Consider the following 26,117-nt stretch of genomic DNA (forward strand, 5'->3'; position numbering starts at 1 on the left):
TCTAGGGACGACCACGCTCGCCCACCCGGCGGCGCCCCCTCACCTCCCGGCGAGGACGGCGTTGCCGGGTTCGCCGGCCCGCGGCGCCGGCACGACCCACGCGGAACGCGGCAGCCGGGCGCGGACCAGGTCGACCGCCTTGCGGCCGTAGAGGTTCTCGTGGACGTCGATCCCGCAGAGGTTGCGCCCGACGACGAACACGCCCTCCCCCTCGGCCGCCGGCACCGCCGCCTCCACCTGCGCCCAGGGGATGACGTGCCCGTCGCCGTCGGAGTCGCCGTGCGCGAGGAAGTCGTCCCCGACCACCAGCCGCAGCCGCGCCTCCCTGGTGAGCGCCCGGACCAGCAGGGGGGGCCGGAAGGTGGTGCCCTTCGGGAGCTCGGGGACGTGGTTGCAGAGGGTGCGGGGCTCGATCCCCCCGGCGAGCGGGCCCGGGTCCGCGCCCTCGGGCAGCACGAGCACCGCCGTCGGCACCGCGCGGCCCAGCACCTCCGACACCTGCTGCGGCGTGACCTCGCGCCAGGCGGCGAGCCCGTCGGCGCCGGACCGGAAGGGCAGGTCGAAGAGGCTGCAGAAGGCCTCCCTGGTCAGCTCGCCCAGCACCGTCTCGTCGCCCTTGTCGAGGTCCTCGGCGTACCCCTCGACGGCGTGCGCCAGCTCCGCCGCCGACGGGCCGTGCCCGACGAGGTCGAGGAACTGCTCCCAGAGCACCCGCGCCACGGTGCCCTCCTCGCCCTCGCGGGCGTCCACGAGCACGGCGACCTCGCGCTGACCGGGGGCGATGTCGGCGATCTCGAGGTCGGCGTGGTAGCTCAGCCCGCGCTCGTGCCGCGCGACGTCGCGCAGCCGCTGGACGAGCACGTCCAGCCCGGCGCCGACGGCGGCGTCCCGTTGGTCGCCGGCGGTCACCAGGAGCCCGACCCCGGCGACCGGACCGCGCATCCAGACCGGGCCCGCCTGCTCGCGCCGCACCGGCTCCGGCCGCTGGGGCCGCGGGCCCTCGGGCAGCGGGAGCCGCAGCTCCGCCGGCAGCTCGCCGTGCCACACCAGCGCGGCGTTGCCGCGCACGAACCAGCGCCGGGCATGCGCCCGGACGACGTCCTCGCCGAGCCCGACCGGCACGCCACCGCCGGCGAGCGCGATCCCCGGGCCGGTCAGCCGGAAGCGGGCGGCCCAGAGCGCGGCGGCCGTCGGGTGGGCGCCGGCGCAGTTCTCGGCCTCCAGCACGCCCACCTCCTGGGCGATGCGGTGCACCGGCAGGTCGGCGAGCGCGGCGCAGATGCCGGCGAGGAAGGCCAGCACCGCCTGCGGGCGCCCGGTGGCGTGGAAGACGGTCATCTCGGTGTCGACCATCGCGTTGCACTCGAGGTGCGACTTGGGCAGCGACCCCATGACCAGGTGCTCGACCAGATGGGTGACGCCCAGGGTCGCGTAGGTCTCGTCGCGGACGCCCACCCCGAAGGCCAGGGCGGCCGTCACCCGCTGGGGCCCGGGCGCGGCGAACACGGGGACTCCGTCGATGTCGATGCGCTGCACGGGCGACATGCTGCTGATCCGGTGGTGCGGCGAGGAACCGACACGCGGCTGCTGCTCTCCGGCAGGGACCGGTGGGGCACGAGTGCCACGGCGGCCCAGGGCCCGCTGCGCTAGCGTCCCCGCGTGAGCGAGCTCCCCGGAACCGACCCCACCGCCCTGGCCGCGCAGGCGGCCGACGCCCTGACCACCGCGCTCGGCGGCCCGCACGACGTCGCCGTCGTCATGGGCTCCGGCTGGGCCCCCGCGGCCGACGCCTTCGGCGAGGCGGCCGCCGCCGTGGCGATCGGCGACCTGCCCGGGTTCGCCGCCCCCACCGCGGTCGGGCACGGCGGCCAGGTCCGTTCGGTGCGCGTGGGCGACCGCAAGGTCCTGCTCTTCCTCGGCCGCACCCACTTCTACGAGGGCCGCGGCGTGGAGCCGGTCGTCCACGGCGTGCGGACGGCGGCCGCCGCGGGCGTGAAGACGGTCGTCCTCACCAACGCGGCCGGCGGGCTGGCCCCCGAGCACCGGGTGGGCCAGGCGGTCGTCATCTCCGACCACCTGAACCTGACCGCCCGCTCCCCGCTCGTGGGCGCGCACTTCGTCGACCTCACCGACCTCTACTCCTCGCGGTTGCGCGCGATCGCCAGGGAGCTCGACCCGGGCCTGACCGAGGGCGTCTACGCCGCGCTGCCCGGGCCGCACTACGAGACGCCGGCCGAGATCCGGATGCTGCGCACGCTCGGCGCGGACCTGGTCGGCATGTCCACCGCGCTGGAGGCGATCGCCGCGCACGCCGCCGGCCTGGAGGTCTTCGGCCTCTCGCTGGTCACCAACGCCGCCGCGGGGGTCACCGGCGAGAAGCTGGACGCCGACGAGGTCATCACCGCCGGCCGGGCGGCCGCGGGACGGCTCGGGCAGTTCCTCGTGGAGCTCATCGGGCGGCTGCCGTGACCGGTCCGGTCCTGGTCACCGGCGCGGCCGGGCGGATCGGCACGGTGCTGCGCGGCGGGCTCCCCGAGCGCGGCTGGGCGGTGCGCAGCCTCGACGTCGTCGCGGTGCCCGAGCCCCGGCCCGGCGAGGAGCACCTCGTCGCCGACGCCACCGACCTGGCCGCGATGACCGGCGCCGCCCGCGGCGCGTCCGCCGTCGTCCACCTCGCCGGCATCTCCGGGGAGTCGACCTGGGCGGCGATCTCGCACGCCAACATCGAGGGCACCTACTGCGCGCTGGAGGCCGCCCGGCAGGCCGGCGTCCCGCGCGTCGTGCTGGCCAGCAGCAACCACGCGTCGGGCTGGACCGAGCGTCCCGACGACGGCCTGCTCCGCGAGGAGGACGCGCCCCCGCGCCCGGACACCTACTACGGGGTCTCGAAGGTCGCGATGGAGGCGCTGGGCTCGCTGTACGCCGACCGCTACGGCCTGGACGTCGTCTGCCTGCGGATCGGCAGCGCCTTCGCCGAGCCGACCACCACCCGCCAGCTCTCCACCTGGCTCTCCCCCTCCGACACCGTCGCGCTGGTCGACGCCGCGCTGCGGGCGCCGTCGCCGGGTTTCCGCGTGGTGTGGGGGGTGTCGGACAACGCCCGCCGCTGGTGGGACCTCTCCGCCGCCGAGGCGCTGGGCTACCGGTCCACCGACGACGCCGAGGGGTACGCCGCCGCACTGGTGGCCGCCCACGGCGAGCCCGACCTCGCCGACCCGGTGCACCGCCGGGTCGGGGGCGAGTACACGACCGCCGACTTCGACGCGGAGCACTTCACGGCATGATGCAGGACCTGCTCGAGACCGCCCGCGCCTGGGCCGGGGCCGACCCGCACGAGGACGACCGCGCCGAGATCCTGGCGCTGGTCGACGCCGGGGACACCGCGGAGCTCGCCCGCCGGTTCGCCGGCCCGCTGACCTTCGGGACGGCGGGGCTCCGCGGCCCGCTGCGGGCCGGGCCGGCCGGGATGAACGCCGCCGTGGTGCTGCGCGCCGCGGCCGGGGTGGGCCGGTACCTGCTGGACACCGGCCACGGCGGCGGGACGGTCGCGATCGGCTTCGACGCCCGGCGGCGGTCGGACGAGTTCGCCTCCCTCTCGGCCCAGGTGTTCTCGGCCCTGGGCTTCCGGGTGCAGTTGATGCCGCGGCCGCTGCCCACCCCGGTGCTGGCCTTCGCCGTCCGCCACCTCGGCGCGGTGGCCGGCGTGATGGTCACCGCCAGCCACAACCCGCCCGAGGACAACGGCTACAAGCTCTACCTGGAGGGCGGCGCCCAGCTGGTGCCGCCGGCCGACCGGGAGATCGAGGCCGCCATCGCCGCCGTCGGCCCGGCGCGGGAGATCCCGCTGGCCGGCGGGCACGGGGTCCTGGGCGACGACGTCCTCACCGGGTACGTGGCCGCGGTGGTGCGGGCGCTCGACCCGGAGCGGGTGCCGGCCGCCGACCGGGCGGCGCTGCGCGTGGCCTACACCGCCATGCACGGGGTGGGCGCGTCGACGACCCGGCTGGTGTTCGCCGCGGCGGGGTTCGCGGAACCGGCCGGCGTGCCCGAGCAGGACCGCCCCGACCCGGCGTTCCCGACGGTCGCCCTTCCGAACCCGGAGGAGCCCGGGGCGGTGGACCTGCTCACCGCGCTGGCCGAGCGGTCCGGTGCCGACGTCGCGATCGCACAGGACCCCGACGCCGACCGCTGCTCGGTGGTGGTCGGTGGCCGGCAGCTGACCGGCGACGAGGTGGGGGCGCTGCTGGCCGACTGGCTGCTGCGCCGCGGGGTGCGCGGGACGTACGCGTCGTCGCTGGTGAGCGGCTCGCTGATGCACGTCGTCGCCGAGTCGCACGGGGTGCCGTCGGAGGAGACCCCGACCGGCTTCAAGTGGATCATGCGGGCCGGCTCGGATGCGGCGCCGCTGGTGTACGGCTACGAGGAGGCGCTGGGCTACTCGGTGGCGCCGTCGGTGGTGCGGGACAAGGACGGCATCTCCGCCGCGCTCGCCATCGCGCTGCTGGCCGCGGAGCTCGAGGCCGACGGCCGCACGCTGCTCGACCGGCTGGACGAGCTGGCCCGGGAGCACGGGCTGTTCGCCACCGGGCAGCTGTCGGTGCGGGTGGAGGACCTCTCGGTCATCTCCGGGGCGATGGTCCGGCTGCGCTCGGCCCCGCCGGCGACGCTGCTCGGCCGCCCCGTGGAGTCCGCCGACCTGGCGCTCGGGACGCCGCCGGTGGACGCCGTCCGGCTGCTGGGCGACGGCGTGCGGGTGATCGTCCGGCCCAGCGGCACCGAGCCCAAGCTCAAGGCCTACCTGGAGACGGTCGTCCCCGTGCACGACGACGCCGGGCTGATCGCCGCCCGCGGCCGCGGTGCCGACGAGCTCGACCAGCTGCGCGCGGAGATGTCGGCGGCGCTCGGGCTCTGACACCGATGAGTTCCGCCCACGTGGGCGGTCTCCTCCCTGCCTGGTCCGGCCACGAGCGGAGGAAGCATGCGGAAGATCGTCGTCCACCTGTCGGTGTCCCTCGACGGCTTCTTCGAGGGCCCTGACCACGACATCAGCTGGCACTCCGTCGACGAGGAGCTGCACAGCCACATGAACGCGCAGCTGGCGACGGCGAGCGCCTTCCTCGAGGGCCGGGTCACCCAGGAGCTGATGGCCGCGCACTGGCCGACGGCCGACGAGGACCCGGCCGCCTCGGCGCCGGAGAAGGAGTTCGCCGGCATCTGGCGGGCCATGCCGAAGATCGTGTTCTCCCGCACCCGCGACGAGGTGCCGTGGGCCACCGAGGTCCGGCGGGAGGTCGACCCGGACGGGATCCGGGCGCTCCAGCAGCTCCCCGGCGGCGACATGGTGCTCGGCGGCCCGGACCTCACCGCGACCTTCCGCCGGCTGGACCTCGTCGACGAGTACCGGCTCTTCGTGGCGCCGGTCCTGCTCGGCCGCGGCCGGCGGCTCTTCGGGGAGGCCGACGCCCTCACGGCCCTGGAGCTGCTCGAGACGCGCCGGTTCGGCAACGGGACCGTCATGCTCCGCCACGGGGTGACCCGCCGCTGAGTTCGGCAGCAAGGTGACGTCAGGGTGGGAAACGACCTCCAGTGAGGTCGAGGCCACTTCTTTGAAGGCACTGACAGGGCCGTTTGGTGCGCACGAAGGCAACGTTGAGCCGCTCCACCGACCGATAGGCCGCGTCAGGGCGCGGCTCAACGGTCGGTGGAGCGGCTCAACCCGCGTGGCAACAGGTGCTGCCGGCCCACGGAGCGACCGTCGGCCGACTTTCCCACCGGAGAGTCACCTTGCTGCCGAACTCACCCGCCCCTGACGGCGGCCCGTCAGGCGCCGACGGGCTCGCGGCGGCCGGAGTCCAGCGCGCGGGCGGCCGTCGCGAGGACGGCGACGACGTCCCGGCCGAAGCCCACGTCGCACGGGTGGATGCCACCGGCGACGGCGGCGGCGGTCAGCTCGTCGACGGCGACGGTGAACGCCTCGACCGGGGCCTCGAGGTCGGGCAGCAGGACCAGCCGGCCGGCGTCGCCGTGCACGTAGAACTCGATGCCGGCCGACATGGGCGCCACCGTGTGCGACAGCGTCACCGTCGAGGCCGTCCCCGACTCGTGGGTGAGCACCAGGTGGACGGTGTCGAGCAGCCCGGCCCCGGCCTGGACGGAGACGACCGGCCCGAGCGCGGGCACCAGCACCGACAGCGCGTGCGGGCCGATGTCCCACAGCGCCCCGTGCTCCTGCCGCCAGGGCGAGGCCGCGAAGGGGGTGCCGGCGAGCGAGGAGAGCCAGGAGCCCGCTCCCCCGGCGAGGCGGGTGCGCGCGGCCTGGGTGAGCCAGGTGGAGGTCGCCGTCTGGAAGCGGAAGGTGAAGAAGACGACGGAGGCGACACCGGCCGCGCGCACCGCGTCGACCACCCGGTCGGCCGCGGCCACGTCCAGCGCGATCGGCTTCTCCAGGAGCAGGTGCTTGCCCGCCTCGGCCGCGCGCACCGCGAGCGGCGCCTGGACGTGCGGCGGCAGCGCGACGGCGACGGCGTCCACGTCGGCCAGCAGCGCGTCGACGTCCGCGTAGCCGGGGACCTCGAACTCCGCCGCCAGCGCCTCCGCCCGCCCGGCGTCGCGGCCCCACACCCCGGCCAGCTCGGCCGCCGGGTGGGCGGCCAGCGCCGTGGCGTGCACGGCCCTGGCCCAGTGGCCGGTGCCGAGGACCCCGAAGCGCACGGTCAGACCGCGCCGAACTGGCGGTCGCCGGCGTCGCCGAGGCCCGGGACGATGTAGGCCTTGTCGTTGAGCCCCTCGTCGACGCTCGCGGTGAAGACCCGCAGCGGCAGGCCGCTCTCCTCGAGACGGCGGAGCCCGTCGGGCGCGGCGAGGGCGCAGAGCACGGTGATCGACGTCGTGCCGCGGGCGGTGAGCAGCTCGCAGCAGTGCACGAGCGACCCGCCGGTGGCGAGCATCGGGTCGAGGACGAAGACGTCGCGGCCGACCAGGGTCTCGGGCAGCGAGGCCATGTAGGCCTCGGGCTGGAAGGTCTCCTCGTTGCGGGCGAGCCCGACGAAGCCCATCTGCGACTCCGGCAGCATCCCGTGCGCGGTGTCGGCCATCCCGAGGCCGGCCCGCAGCACGGGGACGATCAGCGGCGGGGCGGCCAGCCGGTACCCGGTGGTCGTGGTGACCGGGGTGGTGATCGGCTCCTCGGCGATGGCGAGGTCGCGGGTGGCCTCGTAGACCAGCATCTGCGTCAGCTCGCGGAGCGCGGCGCGGAACATGGCGTTGTCCGTGCGCTCGTCCCGCATCCGGGACAGACGGGCACGGGCCAGCGGGTGGTCGACGACGGTGAGCTGCACGCCGGACACCGTATCGGCACCGGCGGGGCAGGACGGGCTCCCGCCCGGACCGGCCGCCCGGACGCGACGCCCCCGGACTGCGCGGGTGCACCCCTGCCGGCCGGAGGCGGTGTCCCCCGCGCGGACATCCCGCCGCCCCCAATGTCCGCTGGAGGGACGACGCCCGGTGCGGGTGCGGTGCGCCCCTGCCCCACCCCCGATGGCGGGAGGCGGTGTCCCCCGCACGGACATCCCGCCGCCCCGGATGTCCGCCGGCGGGACGACGCCCGGTGCGCCGCGCCCTCCTGCCGGGTGAGCGGGGTCGGTCGAGGGCCACCGCCAGTGGAGAATGGCCACCATGACCCACGTGCTCGACCCCGACGCGCTGCCCGGGGCGACCCCCGCGGTGCACGCGCCGTTGCCGCCGTACGACGACGTGACCCGCTCCGACGCGGCGTTCCGCGCCTTCCTGCACGGCCTGCCCGGCGTGGACCAGGTCGGCGCCGAGGCGCGCGCGGCGCAGCTGGGCACCCGGTCGATCAAGACCACCTCGAAGGCCTGGGCGATCGACACCGCCATCTCGATGGTCGACCTGACCACCCTGGAGGGCGCCGACACCCCGGGGAAGGTACGCAGCCTCGCCGCGAAGGCCCGCCAGCCCGACCCGGGTGACCCGAGCTGCCCGAAGGTCGCGGCCGTCTGCGTCTACGGCGACCTCGCCGGCGTGGCCCGGGAGGCGCTCGAGGGCACCGGCATCCACGTCGCCGCCGTCGCCACCGCCTTCCCCAGCGGCCGGGCCAGCCGCGCGGTCAAGCTCGCCGACGTCCGGGACGCCGTGGAGAACGGCGCCGACGAGATCGACATGGTCATCGACCGCGGCGCGTTCCTCCGCGGCCGCTACCTCGACGTCTACGAGGAGATCGTCGCGGTCAAGGAGGCGTGCGGGGAGGCGCACCTCAAGGTCATCCTCGAGACCGGCGAGCTGACGACGCTGGACAACGTCCGCCGCGCCAGCTGGATCGCCATGCTCGCCGGCGGGGACTTCATCAAGACCTCCACCGGCAAGGTGAACCCGGCGGCGACGCTGCCGGTGGGCCTGGTGATGCTCGAAGCGGTCCGCGACTTCCGCATCGCCACCGGCCGCCAGGTCGGCTTCAAGCCCGCCGGCGGGATCCGGACGACGAAGGACGCCGTCAAGCACCTCGTGATGATCAACGAGACGGCCGGCCCCGACTGGCTGGACCCCGACTGGTTCCGCTTCGGCGCGTCCAGCCTGCTCAACGACCTCCTGCTGCAGCGGCAGAAGCTGCGCACCGGCCACTACTCCGGCCCCGACTACGTCACGGTGGACTGACCGCAATGCCTACTTCCCCGCCCAGCCCGGCCCAGCCCACGTCCGTATTCGAGTACGCCCCCGCCCCCGAGTCACGCTCGATCGTGAACATCGCCCCCTCCTACGGGCTGTTCGTCGACGGCGAGTTCGTCGACGGCACCGGCGAGCCCTTCAAGACGGTCAACCCGGCCACCGAGGAGGCGCTCACCGAGGTCTCCGCCGCCAGCGAGGCCGACGTCGACCGCGCCGTCCGCGCCGCCCGCAGGGCCTTCGAGAAGACCTGGGGCCCGATGCGCCCCGCCGACCGCGGCAAGTACCTGTTCCGCATCGCCCGGCTGCTGCAGGAGCGGGCCCGGGAGTTCGCCGTCCTGGAGTCGCTGGACAACGGCAAGCCGATCCGGGAGTCCCGCGACGTCGACGTCCCCCTGGCGGCGGCGCACTTCTTCTACCACGCGGGCTGGGCGGACAAGCTCGAGCACGCGGGCCTCGGTCCGGCACCCAAGCCGCTCGGCGTGGCCGGCCAGGTCATCCCGTGGAACTTCCCGCTGCTCATGCTGGCGTGGAAGGTCGCCCCGGCGCTCGCGACCGGCAACACCGTCGTCCTCAAGCCGGCCGAGACCACCCCGCTCACCGCGCTGCTGTTCGCCGAGATCTGCCGCCAGGCCGACCTCCCGGCCGGCGTGGTCAACATCGTCACCGGCGCCGGGGACACCGGCCGGGCGGTCGTCGAGCACGATGACGTCGACAAGGTCGCGTTCACCGGCTCCACCGAGGTGGGCCGATCCATCGCCCGTGCGGTCGCGGGTACCCGCAAGAAGCTGACCCTCGAGCTCGGCGGCAAGGCGGCGAACATCGTGTTCGACGACGCCCCGATCGACCAGGCCGTCGAGGGCATCGTCCAGGGCATCTTCTTCAACCAGGGGCACGTCTGCTGCGCCGGCTCCCGCCTGCTCGTGCAGGAGTCGGTCCACGACGAGGTGATCGCCAGCCTGCAGCGCCGGATCGGCACGCTGCGCGTCGGCGACCCACTGGACAAGAACACCGACATCGGCGCGATCAACTCGGCCGAGCAGCTCGCCCGCATCCGGGAGCTGTCGGACATCGGCGAGGCCGAGGGGGCGCAGCGCTGGCAGCCGGCCTGCGAGCTGCCCGAGCGCGGCTACTGGTTCCCGCCGACGGTCTTCACCGACGTCTCCCCCGCCCACCGCATCGCCCGCGATGAGGTGTTCGGGCCGGTGCTGAGCGTGCTCACCTTCCGCACGCCCGACGAGGCGGTCGCCAAGGCGAACAACTCGACCTACGGGCTGTCGGCGGGCATCTGGAGCGAGAAGGGGTCGCGGATCCTCAAGATCGCCGACCAGCTGCGCGCCGGCGTGGTGTGGGCCAACACCTTCAACAAGTTCGACCCGACGTCGCCCTTCGGCGGCTACAAGCAGTCCGGCTACGGCCGCGAGGGCGGCCGGCACGGGCTCGCCGCGTACCTGACGGGAGCTGACAGCAAGTGAGCATCGCAGCGAGGAACGAGCGAGGAGCGGAGCGCGCGCGGAAGCGACCCGTGGGTAGAGGAGCTGACAGCAAGTGATCGGGAATGACCGGCTCGCCGTCCGGAAGACCTACAAGCTCTACGTGGGGGGCGCGTTCCCGCGTTCGGAGAGCGGCCGCACCTACGAGGTCACCGACGCCAAGGGCCACTTCCTCGCCAACGCCTCCTGGGCCTCCCGCAAGGACGCCCGCGACGCCGTGGTCGCCGCTCGCGGCGCCTTCCCGAAGTGGTCGGGCGCCACCGCCTACAACCGCGGCCAGGTGCTCTACCGGGTGGCCGAGGTGATGGAGGGCCGGCACGTCCAGTTCTGCGAGGAGGTCGCGGCCGGCGAGGGGCTGTCGTCGTCCAAGGCCCGCGCCGCCGTCGACGCCGCCATCGACCGCTGGGTCTGGTACGCCGGGTGGACCGACAAGCTCGCCTCCGTCCTCGGCGGAGCCAACCCGGTCGCCGGCCCCTACTTCGACTTCAGCCTGCCCGAGCCGACCGGTGTGGTCGCCGTCCTGGCGCCGCAGCAGTCGAGCCTGCTCGGCCTGGTCAGCGTGCTCGCGCCGGTGCTCGCCACCGGCTGCACCGCCGTCGTCGTCACCTCGAAGGAGCGGCCGCTCCCGGCCGTCACCCTCGGCGAGGTGCTGGCGACCAGCGACGTCCCCGGTGGCGTGGTCAACCTGCTCACCGGCGACGCCGAGGAGCTGGGCCCGTGGCTGGCCGAGCACGCCGACGTCGACGCCATCGACCTCACCGGCGCCCCGGCCGGCCGCGCGATGGAGTTCGAGCGGGAGGCCGCCGGCACCATCAAGCGGGTCGTCCGGCCGCCGGTCACCGAGCCCGACTGGACCGCCGACCCCGGCCTCTCCCGCATGACGCCGTTCCTCGAGACCAAGACGGTCTGGCATCCGATGGGTGTCTGATCGGTGGCCGGTGCCCTCCGCGGAGGGCACCGGCCGCGGTCGCACTACCCTCTGCCCGTGCCTCATTTCGACGTCGTCGTCCTCGGTGCCGGCCCCGGTGGGTACGTCGCCGCCATCCGCGCCGCCCAGCTCGGCAAGAGCGTGGCGGTGGTCGAGTCGCAGTACTGGGGCGGGGTCTGCCTGAACGTGGGCTGCATCCCGTCCAAGGCGCTGCTGCGCAACGCCGAGCTCGCCCACCTGGTGCGCGACGGGGCGAAGACGTTCGGCATCTCCGGCGACGTCTCCTTCGACTTCGGCGCCGCCTTCGACCGCAGCCGCACGGTCGCCGACGGCCGGGTCAAGGGCGTGCACTTCCTGATGAAGAAGAACGGGATCACCGAGTTCGACGGCTGGGGCACTTTCACCGACCCGCACACCCTGCAGGTCGCGCTCAACGCCGGTGGCGAGGAGACCGTCACCTTCGACGCGGTGATCATCGCGACCGGGGCGCACACCCGGTTCCTGCCGGGCACGGAGCTCTCCGAGCGGGTGGTCACCTACGAGGAGCAGATCCTCAGCCGCGACCTGCCGGAGAGCATCGTGATCGCCGGCGCCGGCGCGATCGGCGTGGAGTTCGCCTTCGTGCTCCGCAACTACGGCGTCCAGGTCACCCTCGTCGAGTACGCCGACCGGGTGCTGCCGCTGGAGGACGCCGCCGTCTCCAAGGAGCTGGCCAAGGCCTACCGCAAGCTCGGCGTCGAGGTGCTCACCTCCACCAGGGTCGAGCGGATCGACGACACGGGCGACCAGGTCACGGTCACCGTCTCCGACGCCAAGGGCACCCGCGAGCTGCACGCGGACAAGGTCATGCAGGCGATCGGGTTCACCCCCCGCGTCGAGGGCTACGGCCTGGAGAAGCTGGGCGTCGAGCTGACCGACCGCGTCCGCGCGATCGCCATCGACGACCGTATGCGCACCAACGTGCCGCACGTCTACGCCATCGGCGACGTCACCGCCAAGCTCATGCTCGCCCACGTGGCCGAGGCCCAGGGCGTCGTCGCCGCGGAGACCATCGCCGGCGCGGAGACGATGGAGCTGGACTACGTGATGATGCCGCGGGCCACCTTCTGCTCGCCGCAGGTCGCCAGCTTCGGCTACACCGAGGCCCAGGCCCGCGAGCTGGCCGACGAGCGCGGCTGGAAGATCAAGATCGCCCAGTTCCCGTTCACCGCCAACGGCAAGGCGCAGGGCCTCGCCGAGCCGGGCGGCTTCGTCAAGCTGATCGCCGACGAGACCTACGGCGAGCTGCTCGGCGGGCACCTGGTCGGCCCCGAGGTCACCGAGCTGCTCCCGGAGCTGACGCTCGCGCAGAAGTGGGACCTCACCGCCACCGAGCTCGCCCGCAACGTGCACGCCCACCCCACGCTCAGCGAGGGGTTGCAGGAGGCGATCCACGGCCTCGCGGGCCACATGATCAACCTCTGAGGACCGCGGCGCGGCCCGGAGGTGCGCCTCCGGGCCGACAGGGCAGGATGGGCGGGTGGCCAGGCCCAGCATCGTCCCCATCGCACTGACCCTCGACGACCGCACGGGGTACACCCTGTGGGCTCCGCCGTGGGAGGAGGACGGCGAGGAGTGGCAGGCGTTCCTCGGGACCACCGAGGACGACACGGCGACCGTCCACCTCTTCCCGACGCCGGCGAAGCTCGCCGCCTTCTGCCGCACGCGCACCGACCACGACCTCGCCGACCACCCGGTGTGGCCGGTCGTCGCGGGGCTGGCGGCGGCCGACCTGACCCCGGACGAGGACCACCGCTACGACCTCGACGGGGTGTACGACATCGCCGCCGAGAACCCCGACCGGTGGGCGGTGGAGGAGCTCGCCGCGACCGTCGACATCGTCAGCCGGCTGGCCGAGTGCCTGGACACCACCGACGAGGACGACGACGAGGAGCAGTTCGAGGCCGTCGCCGAGTTCGCCGCCAAGCCCGAGATCGGCTCGCTGGGCCTCGGCGTGGAGGCGTTCGCCGGGCGCTCCGGCGAGGACGCCTGGATCGGTGTCGGCAGCGTCTTCGACGAGCTGTGGGAGGACGTGGTCGAGGAGCTCTCCGACCACTTCGACTGGACCGGCGGTGGGACGGCCACGGTCGAGGAGTACCCGTCGGCCTCCGAGGCCGGCGACGACGAGATGGCCGCCGACGACGACGAGCCGGCCGGGCGGGTCGACGTCGCCGAGCCCGCCGGTGCGACCGCCGCGTCGGTGTCCGGCGGCCCGGGCGTCAGCACCATCGCGCGCGGCAGCCGGGTGACCGCCTCGCCTGCCGCGGTCGCCGCCGCCGCGGAGTTCTGGGAGGCCGTCGGCATCCTGCCGGTGGAGATCGTCGTCCCCGAGGGCTCGGGGGTGACCCTCCGCTGCTACGTCGACGACGTCGCCCGCTTCCTCGGCCGCGACGGCCAGGTGTTCCTGTTCGACACCCCCGCCGACCTGGCGCGCTTCTGCGCCGGCAACGAGCGGCACGACCTGGTCGAGATCGCCTCCTGGCCCGAGGTCGCCGACACCGACACGCCACCGCTGCCCGCCGAGCAGGACCGCTACGACCTCACCGAGCTCTCGGAGGTGCTGGCCGAGGTCGCCGACGGCGCCGCCGGGCTGGTCCCCCACCGGGCGCTCGTGCAGCCCGCGGAGGGCGTGCGCGACCTGGCCGAGTACGCCGGGCTGACCCGGGTGGAGGAGCTGCTCGCCCCGACGGCGCCGCTCGGCCGGGCGCTGACCCGCGCCGACCGGCAGCCCGAACAGCCCCTGGACGCCGGCGAGGCCGCTCGGCTGCGCACCGACTGGGACGAGGTCGTGGCGGCGGTCGACGGCGCGCTGGTCCACCGCGACTGAACCCGCCCCCTCCGCCTTGTTGATCAGGTCGCCTGATCAACAAGGGTCCTGGCTCACGATCGACAGTGAGCCAGGACCCCGTGAGCTGAGCCAGGACGGTGCGAGCGCGTCAGTCGCGGGTGCGCGGGGGGCGACCCGAGCGCTCGCCGCCGAACCGGCGGTCACCGCCGCCGGGGCGGCCGGACCGCTCACCGCCGGAGCGGTTGCGGTCGCCGTACGAGCGGCGCGGGCCCCCGCGGGAACCGCCACCCGGCCGGTCGCCTTCGCGGCGCGGACGGCCACCGGGACCACCGGCGCGACGCGAGTCGCGGACCGGGCGCTCGACCGGCTCGACGTGCACGCCGCTGGCGACGAGCTCGGCGATCTCCTGGTCACCCGGGGTCACCCGGCGCAGCGCCGGGTCGACCTTGGCCTGGCGGAAGCGCCGCTTGGACTGGCCGACCTGGTCGGGCAGCAGCAGCGACACGACCACACCGGCGGCACCCGCGCGGGCGGTGCGGCCCGACCGGTGCAGGTAGGTCTTCGAGTCCGCCGGCGGGTCGTAGTGCACGACCAGCGAGACGTCGTCGACGTGGATGCCGCGGGCGGCGACGTCGGTGGCCACCAGCACCGGCGACCGGGCGTCGGTGAACGCCTCGAGCGCGCGCTTGCGGGCGGACTGCGGGAGACCGCCGTGGATGGCCGCCGCCTTGACGCCCGCCTCGAGCAGGTGCTCGGTGAGGCGGTCGGCGCCCAGCTGGGTGCGGACGAAGATCAGCGTCCGGCCCGGCCGGCGGGCCAGCTCCTTGGCCAGCCCGACCTTGTCGCGGAAGGCCAGCGTGTACGCGCGGTGCTCGGCCGGCGGGGCGTCGTCCCCGGGGCGCTTGACCTCGTGCCGCGCCGGGTCCTTGAGGTAGCGGCGCACCAGGGCGTCGACCTCGCCGTCGAGCGTGGCGGAGAACAGCAGGCGCTGGGCGTCGGCCGCGGTCTGGTCGAGCAGCTCCTTGACGACCGGCAGGAAGCCCAGGTCGGCCATGAAGTCGGCCTCGTCGAGGACGGTGATGACGACCTCGGCGAGGGTGGCCTCGCCCTGGCTGATCAGGTCCTGCAGCCGGCCGGGGGTGGCGATGATGACGTCCACGCCGCGGCGGAGCTGCTGGATCTGGCGGTACATGGGCGCGCCGCCGTAGACGGTGGCGAGCTGCACGCCGGTCGCCTGGCCGAGGGGGGCCAGGTTGTCGTGCACCTGCTGGGCGAGCTCGCGCGTGGGCACGAGGACCAGCCCGCGCGGAGCGCGGCGGCCGTGCTTCACCTCGGCGCCGAGGCGCGCGAGCAGCGGCAGCCCGAAGGCCAGGGTCTTGCCCGAGCCGGTGGCGGCCTTGCCGAGCACGTCGCGCCCGGCGAGCGCGTCGGGCAGGGCCGAGGTCTGGATGGCGAAGGGACGGCGGATGTCGCGCCGCTCGAGCGCGGTCACCAGCTGCTGGGGCAGACCCAGCTGGCCGAAGGTGGGGCCGGCCGGCGCCTCGGGCGCCGCGACAGGGGTGGTCTCGGCCTCGTTCGACTCGATCGGGGCAGGGTGGATCAACGTCATGCGGGGTGGGGCTCCGATACTGCTCGGAGCGCGTCCCGTGGAAGAGGAGGAGCCCCGGCGAGTGCCGGCGTCCTACTTGGCGATCAGCTGCGCCCGAGGGGCGCGGGATCTGCACGGATGCGCTCGTTCCCGGACCGACCGTCCGGGAGGATGACCGGCCTTGTGCCGGTGCCTCTACCGTAGCAGCGGAGATCACGGCGCCATTCCCGCGAACGGGCGTGACGGCTCCCACCCGCGGGTGGGTCAGTCGGCGTCCTCGTCCTGCTGCCCGGCCGAGACCGCCAGCACCCCGTCGAGGTCGGCGAGCCGCGCGGCGAGCGCCGTGACCGGGCCCGCCCCCTCCAGCGTCAGCCGCACGGTGGCCTGCGGGACACCGCTGCGCTGCTCGGTCTCGAGGGAGGTCGCCAGGTCCCGAACCGTGAAGTCCTGCTGCGTGCACTCGGCGAGGGCCCGGCGCAGCACGCCCTCCCCGTCCCGGTAGGTGAGCACCAGCGGGTAGGCCTGCGCCGCGCGCCCCGAGAGCCGCCGGGCCAGCGGGGTGAAGGCGTAGGCGATCAGCAGGTGGCCGGCGGTGGCGACGGCGGCATACGCCCACAGCCCGGCCCCCGCGGCCATCCCGACCGCCGCGGTGAGCCAGACGACGGCCGCGGTGGTCAACCCGCGGACGGCGTCGCGCCGCACGAAGATCAGGCCGCCGCCGATGAAGCCCAGCCCGGACACCACCTGGGCGGCGATGCGGGAGTCGCCGAACTCCGCGCGGCTGATCACCATGAACAGCGCCGCGGCGAACCCCACGATGGTGAGCGTGCGAAGACCGGCCGCCTTGTGCCGCAGCTCGCGCTCGAACCCGATGAGCGCGGAGAGCGCGAAGGCCACCCCGAGGTCGGCCAGCCGGTCCCAGGACTGCCCGGTCGCCTCGGCGAGCAGGACCTCCACGGGTCAGCCCCGCAGCGCGGCGTACCCGGGGCGGACGACGTCGTCCAGCAGCCGCCGGCGTTCGTCGTCCGTCAGGAAGGCGCCCGCCAGCGCACGCTCCGTCACCGTCTGCACGTCGTCCCAGGTCCAGCCGGACGTCGTCGCGACGTCGGTGACCTCGCTGGTCACCGACACCCCGCTCATCAGCCGGTTGTCGGTGTTGAGCGTGACGGCGAAGCCGAGCCGGTGCAGGCGGTCCACCGGGTGCTCGGCCAGCGAGGGGTAGGCCCCGGTCTGCACGTTGGACGACGGCGCCACCTCGAGAGTGACCTGCCCGTCGCGGACCCGCTGCGCGACCGGGCCGAGCGTGCCGTCCGCGGCGACCTCGTCGGCGATCCGCACGCCGTGGCCGAGCCGCTCGGCTCCGGCGCCGTCGAGCGCGGCGACGATGCTGGCGATGCCGGCTGCCTCCCCCGCGTGCACGGTCCGGTGCGCCCCCGCGCGGTCCAGCAGGGCGAGCGCGGCGGGGATGCGGTCCGGCGGGAACCCGTCCTCCGGGCCGGCCAGGTCGAAGCCGACGACGCCGGCGTCGCGGTAGCGGACCACGAGGTCGGCGACCTCCTCCCAGCGGTCATCCTGCCGCATGGCGCACAGCAGCGTGCCGATGCGGATGGGGGTGCCCGAGGCGGCGGCGTCCCGGCTGCCCTGCGCGTAGCCGTCGAGCATTGCCTCGACCGCCGCCTCCATCGGCATCCCGCCGGTGAGCAGCTCGGGGGCCATGCGCACCTCGGCGTACACGACGCCGTCGGCGGCGAGGTCGAGCGCGCACTCCCGGGCCACGCGTGCGACGGCGTCAGGGGTCTGCATCACGGCGACGGTGTGCGCGAACGTCTCCAGGTACTGCACGAGGGAGCCGGAGGCCGCCGCCTCGCGGAACCAGCGCCCGAGCGACGCGGCGTCCGACGCCGGGAGCTCCCGGTAGCCGGCCTCGTCGGCCAGGTCGAGCACCGTCTGCGGCCGCAACCCGCCGTCCAGGTGGTCGTGCAGCAGGACCTTCGGGGCGCGACGGACGTTCTCGGGGTTCAGCGGTGCAGGCACATGGGAAAGCTACCGACCCACCGATCGGCGTCGTGCCGAGCGGGGTCCGGAGGTCCCCCGAGGAACGACGTGGAGCAGCGCGGGGGGCCTGTGCGGCAACACGTGGATGTGGGACATCCGGACCGAGCCGACGCTCGAACCAGCCGTCTGACCTGTGCGCCTCCTCATGAGATCGGGCACGGGACGATGTGCGATGACGCTCGCTTTCAAGGACCAGATCTGGACGTCAGCGCACTCCGTTGGTCGGTGAGGGCAACCGGTCCGCCCACCTGTTGCCGTACTGGGGGACGGCCGTTGGTCGCGGTGTCGTGCCGAGCGGGGGCCGGAGGTCTCCGCGCAGGGACGACGGAAGGGCTCAGCGCAACGGGGGGACGGCCCGTTGGCCGCGGTGTCGTGCCGAGTGGGGGCCGGAGGTCTCCGCGCAGGGACGAGGGAAGGGCTCAGCGCAACGGGGGGGGACGGCCGTTGGCCGCGGTGCGGTCCGGAGGACCGCAGTGTCACCGGTCATCTGTCCTGCCAGCGGAAGGTGCGGACGCAGAGCAGCAGGCCCAGCACGCACCAGACGCCGAGGACGACCGCCACCGTGCCGAGCTCCCAGGAGCCCGCCGGCTCGCGGGCGGCGAGCGCGTCGGGCAGGAACACCGAGCGCAGGCCCTGGGCCAGCCACTTCACCGGGAAGACGGCGGCGACGTCCTGCAGCCACCCGGGCACCTGGTCGAAGGGCATGAAGACGCCGGAGATGAACTCGAGCACGAGCGCGATCGGCGTGATCGTCGCCGAGGCCGACCGGGAGTTGCGGGCCAGGGAGGAGACCGTGATGCCGAGCAACGTGCAGGCCGCCGCCCCCAGCACGGTCACCCAGGCGAAGGTCAGCCAGCCCGCACCCGTGGGCAGGTCGATGCCGAACACGAGCACGCCGACGATCAGCAGGAGCACGATCGTCGCGATCGTCACCGCGACGACCTGGGCGACCTTGCCGACGAAGTAGGCGGTCTTGGGCATCGGGCTGCCGGCCAGCGCCTTGAGCGTGCCGTCGGAGCGCTCACCGGCGATGTGGATCGCCATGTTCTGCAGGCTCGCGCCCACGATGCCGGCAGCGATGACCCCCGCCATGAAGTACTGCGGGAAGTCCACGCCGGAGCCCAGGTCGTAGTCCAGGACCGCGCCCAGCCCGAGCAGCAGGATGACCGGGAAGACGAGCGTGAAGACGACCGACTCGCGCTGGCGGAAGAACTCCTTGAGCTCCACCCCCGCCCGCGTGCGGGAGACCCGGGTGACCGAAGGCAGGGCGGCCCGCTCGGGTGAGGTGGTGCTCACGAGCGGTCCCCGATCATCTTGAGGTAGACGTCCTCGAGGGTGGGCCGGCTGACGGCGAGGTCGGGCACCTCGCCGGGGAAGCGGGCGGCGAGCTCGGCGACGAAGGCGGTGGGCGTGGCGGTCTCGGCGGTGCGGCGGGCGCCGTCCTCGGTCCAGCTGACGACGGCGGGCGCGGTGCCGCGGCCGCCGATCGCGGTCGGGACGGCGACCTCGGCGAGCTGGCCGTGGGCGAGGACGCCGACCCGGTCGGCCAGCTCCTCCGCCTCGTCGAGGTAGTGGGTGGTGAGCAGCATGGTGGTGCCCAGCTCGCGCAGCGACCGGATCAGCGACCAGAACTGGCGGCGCGCCTCCGGGTCGAAGCCGGTGGTCGGCTCGTCGAGGAACAGCAGCCGGGGCCGCCCGACGATGCCCAGCGCCACGTCCAGCCGGCGCCGCTGCCCGCCCGAGAGCGTGCGACCGCGGGCCCCGGCCTTCTCGGTGAGGCCGACCAGCTCCAGCACCTCGTCGGGGTCGCGGGGGTCGGCGTAGTAGGAGGCCTGCGCGGACAGCAGCTCGCGCACCGAGAGCTGGCTGTCCCCGGCGCCGGACTGCAGCACGATGCCGAGCTCCGCCTTCCAGCGGCGGCCGCCCCGCGCCGGGTCGACCCCGAGCACCCGTACCTCGCCGGCGTCCCGGTCGCGGTAGCCCTCGCAGATCTCGACCGTCGTCGTCTTCCCGGCCCCGTTGGGCCCCAGCAGCGCGAAGATCTCCCCGCGGCGGATGTCGAGGTCCAGCCCGTCGACGGCCGCCCGGTCGCCGTAGCGCTTGACCAGGCCGCGGATCGAGATGGCCGCCTCGGGGTCCGGGGGCTCGCCCGGCGCGGCCGGGAGCAGGCCGGGAGCGGCGGGAGTCCGGGTCACGAAGAGACAGTCTCCCTTACACCATCGCGACCCTCCGGGCCGCACCGCGATCAGGTGCCGTCCCGACCTGCTGTGAGCCCGTCCCGGCCCTTGTCGGGGAGCCTTCGGCCCCCGCTCCTCGCGCCGCCTCGCAGGGCGGCGTACCGGGCGCTCCTCGGGAGACCCTCCGGGCCCCCGCTCGTCACGCCGTGATGCGGTCGAGCACCAGCGGCAGCGGCTGCTCGCCCGAGTCCACCCCGATGGCGCCCTCGAGCGCCTCGAGCGCCCGCGGGATCCGGTCGGCGTCGTCGGTCTGCAGCTCCAGCAGCGGCTGGCCCGCGGTCACCCGCTCCCCCACGCCGGCGGTCCAGGTGATCCCCGCGGCGGCCGAGACCGGGTCCTCCTTGCGGGCCCGGCCGGCGCCCAGCCGCCAGGCGGCGACGCCCAGGGCGTAGGCGTCCAGGCGGGTGAGGGTGCCGGTGGCCGGGGCGGTCACCACGTGCCGCTCCGCGGGCTGCGGCAGCGGCGCATCGGGATCGCCGCCCTGCGCGCCGATCATCCGCCGCCACACGTCCATGGCCCGCCCGTCGGCCAGCGCGTCGGCCGGGTCGACGTCGTCCCGGCCGGCCCCGGCGAGCATCTCCCGGGCAAGGGCGAGGGTCAGCTCAACGACGTCGGCGGGCCCGCCGCCGGCGAGCACCTCCACCGACTCCGCGACCTCGACGGCATTGCCCGCGGCGCGGCCCAGCGGCCGGTCCATCGCGGTCACCAGCGCCACCGTGCGCACCCCGGCGGCCTCGCCGAGCCCGACCATCGTGCGGGCCAGCGTCCGGGCGTCGTCGGGGTTCTTCATGAAGGCGCCCGAGCCGGTCTTGACGTCGAGGACCAGCGCGTCGGCGCCCTCGGCGATCTTCTTGCTCATGATCGAGCTGGCGATGAGCGGGATCGACTCGACGGTGCCCGTGACATCGCGGAGCGCGTAGAGCAGCTTGTCGGCTGGGGCGAGGTCGTGGCCGGCCGCGCAGATGACCGCGCCGACGTCGCGGAGCTGCGCGAGGTAGGCCTCCTCGTGCACGTCCGCCCGCCAGCCGGGGACCGCCTCCAGCTTGTCCAGCGTGCCCCCGGTGTGGCCGAGGCCCCGGCCGGAGAGCTGCGGGACGGCGACGCCGCAGGCGGCGACGAGCGGCGCCAGCGGCAGCGTGATCTTGTCGCCGACCCCGCCGGTGGAGTGCTTGTCGGCGGTGGGCCGGCCGAGCGCGGACAGGTCCTTGCGCTCGCCGGAGTCGATCATCGCCTGCGTCCAGGCGGCGAGCTCGTCGGCGCTCATCCCTCGGAAGAACACCGCCATGAGCAGCGCGCTCATCTGCTCGTCCGGGACCTGCCCGGCGGTGTAGGCGCCGATCACCCAGCGGATCTGCTCGGCGGTGAGCGGGACGCCGTCCCGCTTGGCGCGGATGACGTCGATCGCGTCGTGGCCGGCCATCAGCCCTGCCCCCGCTCCGCCGCCGCGACCAGGTCGTCGGGGCCGAACGCGTCGGGCAGCACCTCCCGCATCGGCACGATGCCGAGCGACACCGTCTCGATGAGCATGTCGGCGCCGCCGTGCTCCCACAGCAGCTGGCGGCAGCGGCCGCAGGGCATGAGCGGCTGCCCGTCCCCGCCCACGCACGCCACGGCGACCAGCCGGCCGCCCCCGGTGCGGGCCAGGTCGCTCACCATGCCGCACTCGGCGCACAACCCCAGGCCGTACGAGGCGTTCTCCACGTTGCACCCGGTGACCACGCGGCCGTCGTCCACCAGGCCGGCGACGCCGACGGGGAACGTCGAGTAGGGCGCGTAGGCGTGGGTCATGGCCTCGCGGGCCGCGGCCCGCAGGGCGTCCCAGTCCGGCTCCATCAGTGTTCCCCTCGTCGGTAGACCAGTCCGTCGGCCTTGGGCATCCGCAACCGTTGGGAGGCCAGCGAGAGGACCAGCAGCGTGGTCAGGTGCGGGGTGAAGAAGACGATGCCGTCGGGCAGCTCGTCGACGGTGAGGAACCCGGCGAGGGCGAGCGCCGCGACCACGACGGCGAGCACCGCCGGCACCCAGCGGCGCCGCACGGCCTGGTAGACCGCGACGCCGACCAGCAGGAGCGCGACCAGCAGCAGCAGCGCGACCACCGCCGTCCGGCTGCGCAGCTGCAGGGCGTCGGAGAAGCCGAACAGCCCGGCGCCGGCGGCCAGCCCGCCCGGGCGCCAGTTGCCGAAGATGAGCGCGGCGAGGCCGATGAAGCCGCGGCCGCCGGTCTGGCCCTCGCGGTAGATGCCCGCGACGAAGACCAGGAAGACACCGCCGAGCCCGGCCAGCGCGCCGGAGATGATCACCGCGATGTACTTCATCCGGTACACCGGCACGCCCAGCGAGTCGGCCGCCGCCGGGTTCTCGCCGCAGGAGCGCAGCCGCAGCCCGAACGCCGTCCGCCAGAGGACGACGTAGGAGATCGGGATCAGCAGGATCGCCAGCAGCGTGACCACGCCCAGCCCGCTGGTCAGCCCGCGCAGCACGCCGGCGAGGTCGCTGAGCAGGAACCAGCCGGAGTTCTCCAGGTCGCCGAGCAGGTCGGGCCCGGAGGAGAGCACCGGGACGGAGAAGCTCGGCGGGTCGCCGCCCACCGACGGCGACTGCGTCGGCCCGCCACCGGTGCCCTCGGTGTAGACAAGCTCGGACAGGAAGCGGACGACGCCGGCGGCGAGGATGTTGATCGCCACGCCGGAGATGACGTGGTCGACGCCGAAGGTCACCGTCGCGATCGCGTGCAGCAGGCCGCCGATGGCCCCGAGCACGGTGCCGCCGATGATCGCGCCGACCCAGCCCCACTGCCAGCCGGCCCAGCCGGCGCCCCAGGTGCCGAGGATGAGCATCCCCTCGAGGCCGATGTTGACCACGCCGGCGCGCTCGGCGTAGAGCCCGCCCAGCGCGGCGAGACCGATCGGCACCGCCAGCAGCAGCGCCGCCCGCATCGTCGACGACGACGTCAGCGCCTCCTCACCGGAGATCGCCCGGGTGACGGAGAAGACGAACAGCAGGCCGAGGACCAGCCACACGATCCGGGTGCCCCGGCCCCCGCCGGTGAGCCGGTCGGTGAGCGGGCCGCGGCTGGGCCGGGTCGCGGTGCTGCCGCCGGCCGGGGTCGCGGTGGTCATGCGCCCACCTCGCTGGCGCTCGGTGACCGCATGCCCACTGGTGGCTCAGCCCTTTTCGAGCTCGCGAGCTCGCTCATGCGCGCGCCTCCTCGGAAGAGCCGGGAACGCCGGTGCGGACCCGGTGCCCGCCGTCCGGACCGGTACCGGGGCCGGGACCGCCCGGGTCCGCGCTGCCACCGGGGTCCGGGGGCGCGCCGGTCGCCTCGGCGCCGGAGCGCTCGGCCGAGCGCAGCGCCAGCCGGCGCGCGATCTCGTTGGCGATCACGACGGCGAGCACGATCGTGCCCTGGATGATCGTGACCACCGAGGCCGGGATGTCCGCGAACTGCAGCGGCAGGGCGGCGCGGTCGAGGAACGCGAACAGCAGCGCCGCCAGCGCGATCCCCAGGACGTTGTTGCGGCCGAGCAGCGCCACGGCGATGCCGAGGAAGCCCAACCCGGCGGTGAACTCGGTGCCGAAGGCGCGGGCGTCGCCGAGCAGGTCGGGCAGCCCGATCAGGCCCGCGACCGCGCCGGAGAGCAGCATCGTGGTGACCACCATGCGGCGGGCGTCGACACCGCTGGCGGTGGCCGCCGAGGCCGAGATGCCGGTGGCCCGCAGGTCGAACCCGAAGCGGGTGCGCTGGATGAGCACCGCGATCGCGATGCCCACGACGACGGCGACGATCAGGAAGCCGAACAGCTCCGTGCGCGGCTCGGCCAACCCGAAGGCGCCCAGCACGCCGTTGAGCCCCGGGAACCAGGCCGACTCCGGCAGCGGCGTCGTGGTGATGATCGACGCGCCCTCCGGGCTGCCCCGGAACGGGCCGGTGAGCAGGTAGGACGCCAGCCCGAGCGCGATGAAGTTCAGCATGATCGAGCTGATGACCTCGCTGACGCCGCGGGTCACCTTGAGCACGCCCACGATGCCGGCCCACAGGGCGCCGACCGCCATGGCGACGACGATCACGAGCAGGACGTGCAGCGGGCCGGGCAGCGCCACGGCCGCACCCACCGCGGCCGCGACGATCGTGGCCACCCGGTACTGGCCCTCCACGCCGATGTTGAACAGCCCCATGCGGAAGGCGATCGACACCGCGAGCCCCGCCAGGAAGAGCGGGACGGCGCGGTTGAGGATCACCACGATCGACTGCACCTGCTGGGAGGGCGCGTCACCGAGGTCGGTCATGACCTGCAGCGCCCGCAGCGGGTTCTCGCCGATGACCGCGATGACCAGGGCCGAGATCACCAGCGCGACGAGGACGGCGAGCGCCGGGCCCAGCAGGGCCAGGCCCGTGCTGCGCAGACGATTCACGCCGCACCTGCCGCGGTCCGGGCGCCGGTCATGTAGCCGCCGAGCTCCTCGGGGGTCACCTGGCGCGGGTCCACGGTGGCCACCAGGCGGCCGCGGAACATGACGTGCAGCGTGTCGGAGAGCCCGATCAGCTCGTCGAGGTCGGCCGAGACCAGCACGATGCCCATCCCTTCGCCGCGGGCGTCCTTCAGCAGTTCCCAGATGACCGACTGCGCGCCGACGTCGACCCCGCGGGTGGGGTGGGCGGCGATCAGCAGCCGGGGGGTGGCGCTCATCTCGCGGCCGACGATCAGCTTCTGCTGGTTGCCGCCGGAGAGCGCCACCGCCAGCGTGTCGGGGCCGGGGGCCCGGACGTCGTACTCGCGCATGATCCGCTCGGTGTCGGCGCGGGCGCCCTTGCGGTCGATGAACGGGCCCTTCGCGGCCGGCGGCCGGGTCTGGTGGCCGAGGATGCGGTTCTCCCAGAGGGGGGCGCCCAGCAGCATCCCCTGCCGGTGGCGGTCCTCGGGGATGAAGCCGATGCCGGCCTCGCGGCGGGCACGGGTGGCCCACCCGCTGATGTCCTCGTCGCCCAGCCACACGGTGCCGGCGGCCAGCGAACGCAGGCCTATCACCGCCTCGACCAGCTCGGCCTGGCCGTTGCCCTCGACGCCGGCGATGCCCACGACCTCGCCCTCGCGGACGGTGAGGTCGACTGCGTCGACCAGCGGCCGCCCGGCGTCCGAGGCCACGGTGACGCCCTGCAGGCGGAGCGCCGGGGCCTCGCGCACGGTGGAGCTGCGCAGCTCCGGCGTGGGCAGTTCGGCGCCGACCATCATCTCGGCGAGCTGCTTGGCCGTGGTGGTGCGGGGGTCGGCGTCGCCGACGGTGGTGCCCCGGCGGATCACGGTGATCGCGTCGGCGACCTTGCGGACCTCGTCCAGCTTGTGCGAGATGAAGATGACGGTGAGGCCCTCGCGCTTGAGTTCGGCGAGGTTGCCGAAGAGCTCGTCGACCTCCTGTGGCACCAGCACCGCGGTCGGCTCGTCCAGAATCAGCGTCCGGGCGTTCCGGTACAGCACCTTGGCGATCTCGACCCGCTGCCGGTCGCCGACGCCGAGGTCCTCGACCAGGTCGTCGGGGCGCAGCCCGAGGCCGTACCGCTCGGAGATCTCCTCGATCCGGCGGCGGGCGCTGTCGCGGTCCAGGCGACCGCCCTTCCGGGGCTCGCTGCCCAGCACCACGTTCTCGAGCACCGTGAAGTTGTCGGCCAGCATGAAGTGCTGGTGCACCATGCCGATGCCCGCCGCGATCGCGTCGGCCGGGCTGCGGAACTGCACGGGGCGGCCGTCGACGAGGATCGTGCCCTCGTCCGGCCGGTGCTCGCCGTACAGCGTCTTCATCAGCGTGGACTTGCCCGCGCCGTTCTCACCGACGATCGCGTGCACCTGGCCGCGCCGGACCGTCAGCTCGATGTCCTTGTTCGCGACGACGCCGGGGAAGCGCTTGGTGATGCCGTGCAGCTCGACCGCGTACGGCGACCGCGCCGCCCCGCCGTCGGGCTGCTCGGCACCGGCTGCTGGAGCCTGGGCCATGGGTGGGCCTCTCTCTCACGGTGCGCCGCGCGGGCGGCGCTGGTCTCGATCCGGTGCACCGGGAACGACGCCGGTCCGGTCGTCGCCCCCCGGGATGCCGGTGGTCGGCCGGGCGACCGGGGTGCGGCCGCCCGCCCTGCGCATGATGTCGCACCCCCGCGGCGACGGGGAGTGCGCCCCCCCGTGCACCACGACGGCGGGCCCGGGCGCCCGGACCCGCCGTCGGAGGATCGTCCCGGTGCGCCGGCCGGGGGGGCCCGGCGGGGGCCCCCGCCGCACCGGGGGGTGGGGCCCCGGGTCGCCCGCGCCGCGCGCGCGGCGCC

The 26,117-nt window shown here is 74.6% G+C and carries 22 protein-coding genes; 9 read left to right on the plus strand and 13 right to left on the minus strand.

The annotated features are described in order from the left end of the window. Positions 1-39: 39 nt before the first annotated feature. The gene (locus tag QOZ88_RS09380) at positions 40-1,536 is read right to left on the minus strand and encodes a peptidase M16 family protein (RefSeq protein ID WP_305999516.1); all 1,497 of its coding nucleotides are present in this window, start codon (positions 1,534-1,536) and stop codon (positions 40-42) included. Between the two features lie 123 nt (positions 1,537-1,659). On the opposite strand from QOZ88_RS09380, the gene QOZ88_RS09385 reads away from it, so the two are divergent. The 4 genes from QOZ88_RS09385 to QOZ88_RS09400 all read left to right on the plus strand — a co-directional run bounded on the left by QOZ88_RS09385 (position 1,660) and on the right by QOZ88_RS09400 (position 5,545). Then, positions 1,660-2,469, plus strand: coding sequence for a purine-nucleoside phosphorylase (locus tag QOZ88_RS09385; protein WP_305999517.1), 810 nt, complete (start codon positions 1,660-1,662; stop codon positions 2,467-2,469). Next, a complete protein-coding gene (locus tag QOZ88_RS09390) occupies positions 2,466-3,284 on the plus strand; it encodes an NAD-dependent epimerase/dehydratase family protein (protein ID WP_305999518.1) in 819 nt (272 codons plus the stop codon). Before QOZ88_RS09385 ends, QOZ88_RS09390 begins: the two co-directional genes overlap by 4 nt. Beyond that, positions 3,281-4,912, plus strand: a complete 1,632-nt coding sequence (locus QOZ88_RS09395; RefSeq protein ID WP_305999519.1) for a phospho-sugar mutase — start codon at positions 3,281-3,283, stop codon at positions 4,910-4,912. Before QOZ88_RS09390 ends, QOZ88_RS09395 begins: the two co-directional genes overlap by 4 nt. A gap of 66 nt (positions 4,913-4,978) precedes the next feature. After that, entirely contained in the window at positions 4,979-5,545 is a 567-nt protein-coding gene (locus tag QOZ88_RS09400; RefSeq protein WP_305999520.1) for a dihydrofolate reductase family protein, read from the plus strand. A gap of 275 nt (positions 5,546-5,820) precedes the next feature. Here QOZ88_RS09400 and QOZ88_RS09405 read toward each other — a convergent pair whose 3' ends face one another. After that, on the minus strand, positions 5,821-6,711 hold the full coding sequence (locus QOZ88_RS09405; RefSeq protein ID WP_305999521.1) for a Gfo/Idh/MocA family protein: 891 nt from the start codon (positions 6,709-6,711) through the stop codon (positions 5,821-5,823). A gap of 2 nt (positions 6,712-6,713) precedes the next feature. Beyond that, on the minus strand, positions 6,714-7,337 hold the full coding sequence (gene upp, locus QOZ88_RS09410) for a uracil phosphoribosyltransferase (protein ID WP_091929166.1): 624 nt from the start codon (positions 7,335-7,337) through the stop codon (positions 6,714-6,716). Positions 7,338-7,674: 337 nt separating this feature from the next. On the opposite strand from upp, the gene deoC reads away from it, so the two are divergent. The 5 genes from deoC (at position 7,675) to QOZ88_RS09435 (ending at position 13,966) form a co-directional block, all read left to right on the plus strand. Continuing rightward, the gene (gene deoC / locus QOZ88_RS09415; protein WP_305999522.1) at positions 7,675-8,670 is read left to right on the plus strand and encodes a deoxyribose-phosphate aldolase; all 996 of its coding nucleotides are present in this window, start codon (positions 7,675-7,677) and stop codon (positions 8,668-8,670) included. Between the two features lie 83 nt (positions 8,671-8,753). Continuing rightward, the gene (locus QOZ88_RS09420; protein ID WP_305999523.1) at positions 8,754-10,154 is read left to right on the plus strand and encodes an aldehyde dehydrogenase family protein; all 1,401 of its coding nucleotides are present in this window, start codon (positions 8,754-8,756) and stop codon (positions 10,152-10,154) included. Positions 10,155-10,227: 73 nt separating this feature from the next. Further along, the gene (locus QOZ88_RS09425) at positions 10,228-11,100 is read left to right on the plus strand and encodes an aldehyde dehydrogenase family protein (protein ID WP_305999524.1); all 873 of its coding nucleotides are present in this window, start codon (positions 10,228-10,230) and stop codon (positions 11,098-11,100) included. A 57-nt stretch (positions 11,101-11,157) separates the two neighbouring features. Next, positions 11,158-12,564, plus strand: coding sequence for a dihydrolipoyl dehydrogenase (lpdA, locus tag QOZ88_RS09430; protein ID WP_305999525.1), 1,407 nt, complete (start codon positions 11,158-11,160; stop codon positions 12,562-12,564). Between the two features lie 55 nt (positions 12,565-12,619). Next, positions 12,620-13,966 (plus strand): hypothetical protein, encoded by a 1,347-nt coding sequence (locus tag QOZ88_RS09435; RefSeq protein ID WP_305999526.1) that lies wholly within the window; start codon positions 12,620-12,622, stop codon positions 13,964-13,966. Positions 13,967-14,075: 109 nt separating this feature from the next. On the opposite strand, the gene QOZ88_RS09440 is transcribed toward QOZ88_RS09435, so the two are convergent. The 10 genes from QOZ88_RS09440 to QOZ88_RS09485 form a co-directional block, all read right to left on the minus strand. After that, a complete protein-coding gene (locus tag QOZ88_RS09440; protein ID WP_305999527.1) occupies positions 14,076-15,536 on the minus strand; it encodes a DEAD/DEAH box helicase in 1,461 nt (486 codons plus the stop codon). Between the two features lie 243 nt (positions 15,537-15,779). Continuing rightward, entirely contained in the window at positions 15,780-16,472 is a 693-nt protein-coding gene (locus QOZ88_RS09445; RefSeq protein ID WP_305999528.1) for an MgtC/SapB family protein, read from the minus strand. A 3-nt stretch (positions 16,473-16,475) separates the two neighbouring features. Then, entirely contained in the window at positions 16,476-17,549 is a 1,074-nt protein-coding gene (locus QOZ88_RS09450; protein ID WP_305999529.1) for an adenosine deaminase, read from the minus strand. 504 nt (positions 17,550-18,053) lie between these two features. Then, the gene (locus tag QOZ88_RS09455; protein ID WP_305999530.1) at positions 18,054-18,866 is read right to left on the minus strand and encodes an ABC transporter permease; all 813 of its coding nucleotides are present in this window, start codon (positions 18,864-18,866) and stop codon (positions 18,054-18,056) included. Next, a complete protein-coding gene (locus QOZ88_RS09460; RefSeq protein ID WP_305999531.1) occupies positions 18,863-19,765 on the minus strand; it encodes an ABC transporter ATP-binding protein in 903 nt (300 codons plus the stop codon). Before QOZ88_RS09460 ends, QOZ88_RS09455 begins: the two co-directional genes overlap by 4 nt. Before the next feature lie 181 nt (positions 19,766-19,946). Continuing rightward, a complete protein-coding gene (locus QOZ88_RS09465) occupies positions 19,947-21,227 on the minus strand; it encodes a thymidine phosphorylase (protein WP_305999532.1) in 1,281 nt (426 codons plus the stop codon). Beyond that, positions 21,227-21,640, minus strand: coding sequence for a cytidine deaminase (locus tag QOZ88_RS09470; RefSeq protein ID WP_305999533.1), 414 nt, complete (start codon positions 21,638-21,640; stop codon positions 21,227-21,229). The genes QOZ88_RS09465 and QOZ88_RS09470 overlap by 1 nt, the downstream gene beginning before the upstream one ends. Next, positions 21,640-22,926: an ABC transporter permease gene (locus QOZ88_RS09475; protein ID WP_091929022.1), complete on the minus strand. Its 1,287-nt coding sequence runs from the start codon at positions 22,924-22,926 to the stop codon at positions 21,640-21,642. The genes QOZ88_RS09470 and QOZ88_RS09475 overlap by 1 nt, the downstream gene beginning before the upstream one ends. Before the next feature lie 73 nt (positions 22,927-22,999). Then, the gene (locus tag QOZ88_RS09480; RefSeq protein WP_305999534.1) at positions 23,000-24,220 is read right to left on the minus strand and encodes an ABC transporter permease; all 1,221 of its coding nucleotides are present in this window, start codon (positions 24,218-24,220) and stop codon (positions 23,000-23,002) included. Continuing rightward, positions 24,217-25,794 (minus strand): ABC transporter ATP-binding protein, encoded by a 1,578-nt coding sequence (locus QOZ88_RS09485; RefSeq protein WP_305999535.1) that lies wholly within the window; start codon positions 25,792-25,794, stop codon positions 24,217-24,219. The genes QOZ88_RS09480 and QOZ88_RS09485 overlap by 4 nt, the downstream gene beginning before the upstream one ends. Positions 25,795-26,117 lie beyond the last annotated feature (323 nt).

The sequence above is a fragment of the Blastococcus carthaginiensis genome, from assembly GCF_030731085.1.
Taxonomy (GTDB): domain Bacteria; phylum Actinomycetota; class Actinomycetes; order Mycobacteriales; family Geodermatophilaceae; genus Blastococcus; species Blastococcus carthaginiensis.

Excerpts from the sequence above, each read along its gene's own strand:
- QOZ88_RS09395 (WP_305999519.1), top strand. The coding sequence starts at position 3,281 with ATGATGCAGGACCTGCTCGAGACCGCCCGCGCCTGGGCCGGGGCCGAC.
- QOZ88_RS09465 (WP_305999532.1), bottom strand. The coding sequence starts at position 21,227 with ATGGCCGGCCACGACGCGATCGACGTCATCCGCGCCAAGCGGGACGGC.
- QOZ88_RS09485 (WP_305999535.1), bottom strand. The coding sequence starts at position 25,794 with ATGGCCCAGGCTCCAGCAGCCGGTGCCGAGCAGCCCGACGGCGGGGCG.
- QOZ88_RS09470 (WP_305999533.1), bottom strand. The coding sequence starts at position 21,640 with ATGGAGCCGGACTGGGACGCCCTGCGGGCCGCGGCCCGCGAGGCCATG.
- QOZ88_RS09400 (WP_305999520.1), top strand. The coding sequence starts at position 4,979 with ATGCGGAAGATCGTCGTCCACCTGTCGGTGTCCCTCGACGGCTTCTTC.
- deoC (WP_305999522.1), top strand. The coding sequence starts at position 7,675 with ATGACCCACGTGCTCGACCCCGACGCGCTGCCCGGGGCGACCCCCGCG.
- QOZ88_RS09475 (WP_091929022.1), bottom strand. The coding sequence starts at position 22,926 with ATGACCACCGCGACCCCGGCCGGCGGCAGCACCGCGACCCGGCCCAGC.
- QOZ88_RS09440 (WP_305999527.1), bottom strand. The coding sequence starts at position 15,536 with ATGACGTTGATCCACCCTGCCCCGATCGAGTCGAACGAGGCCGAGACC.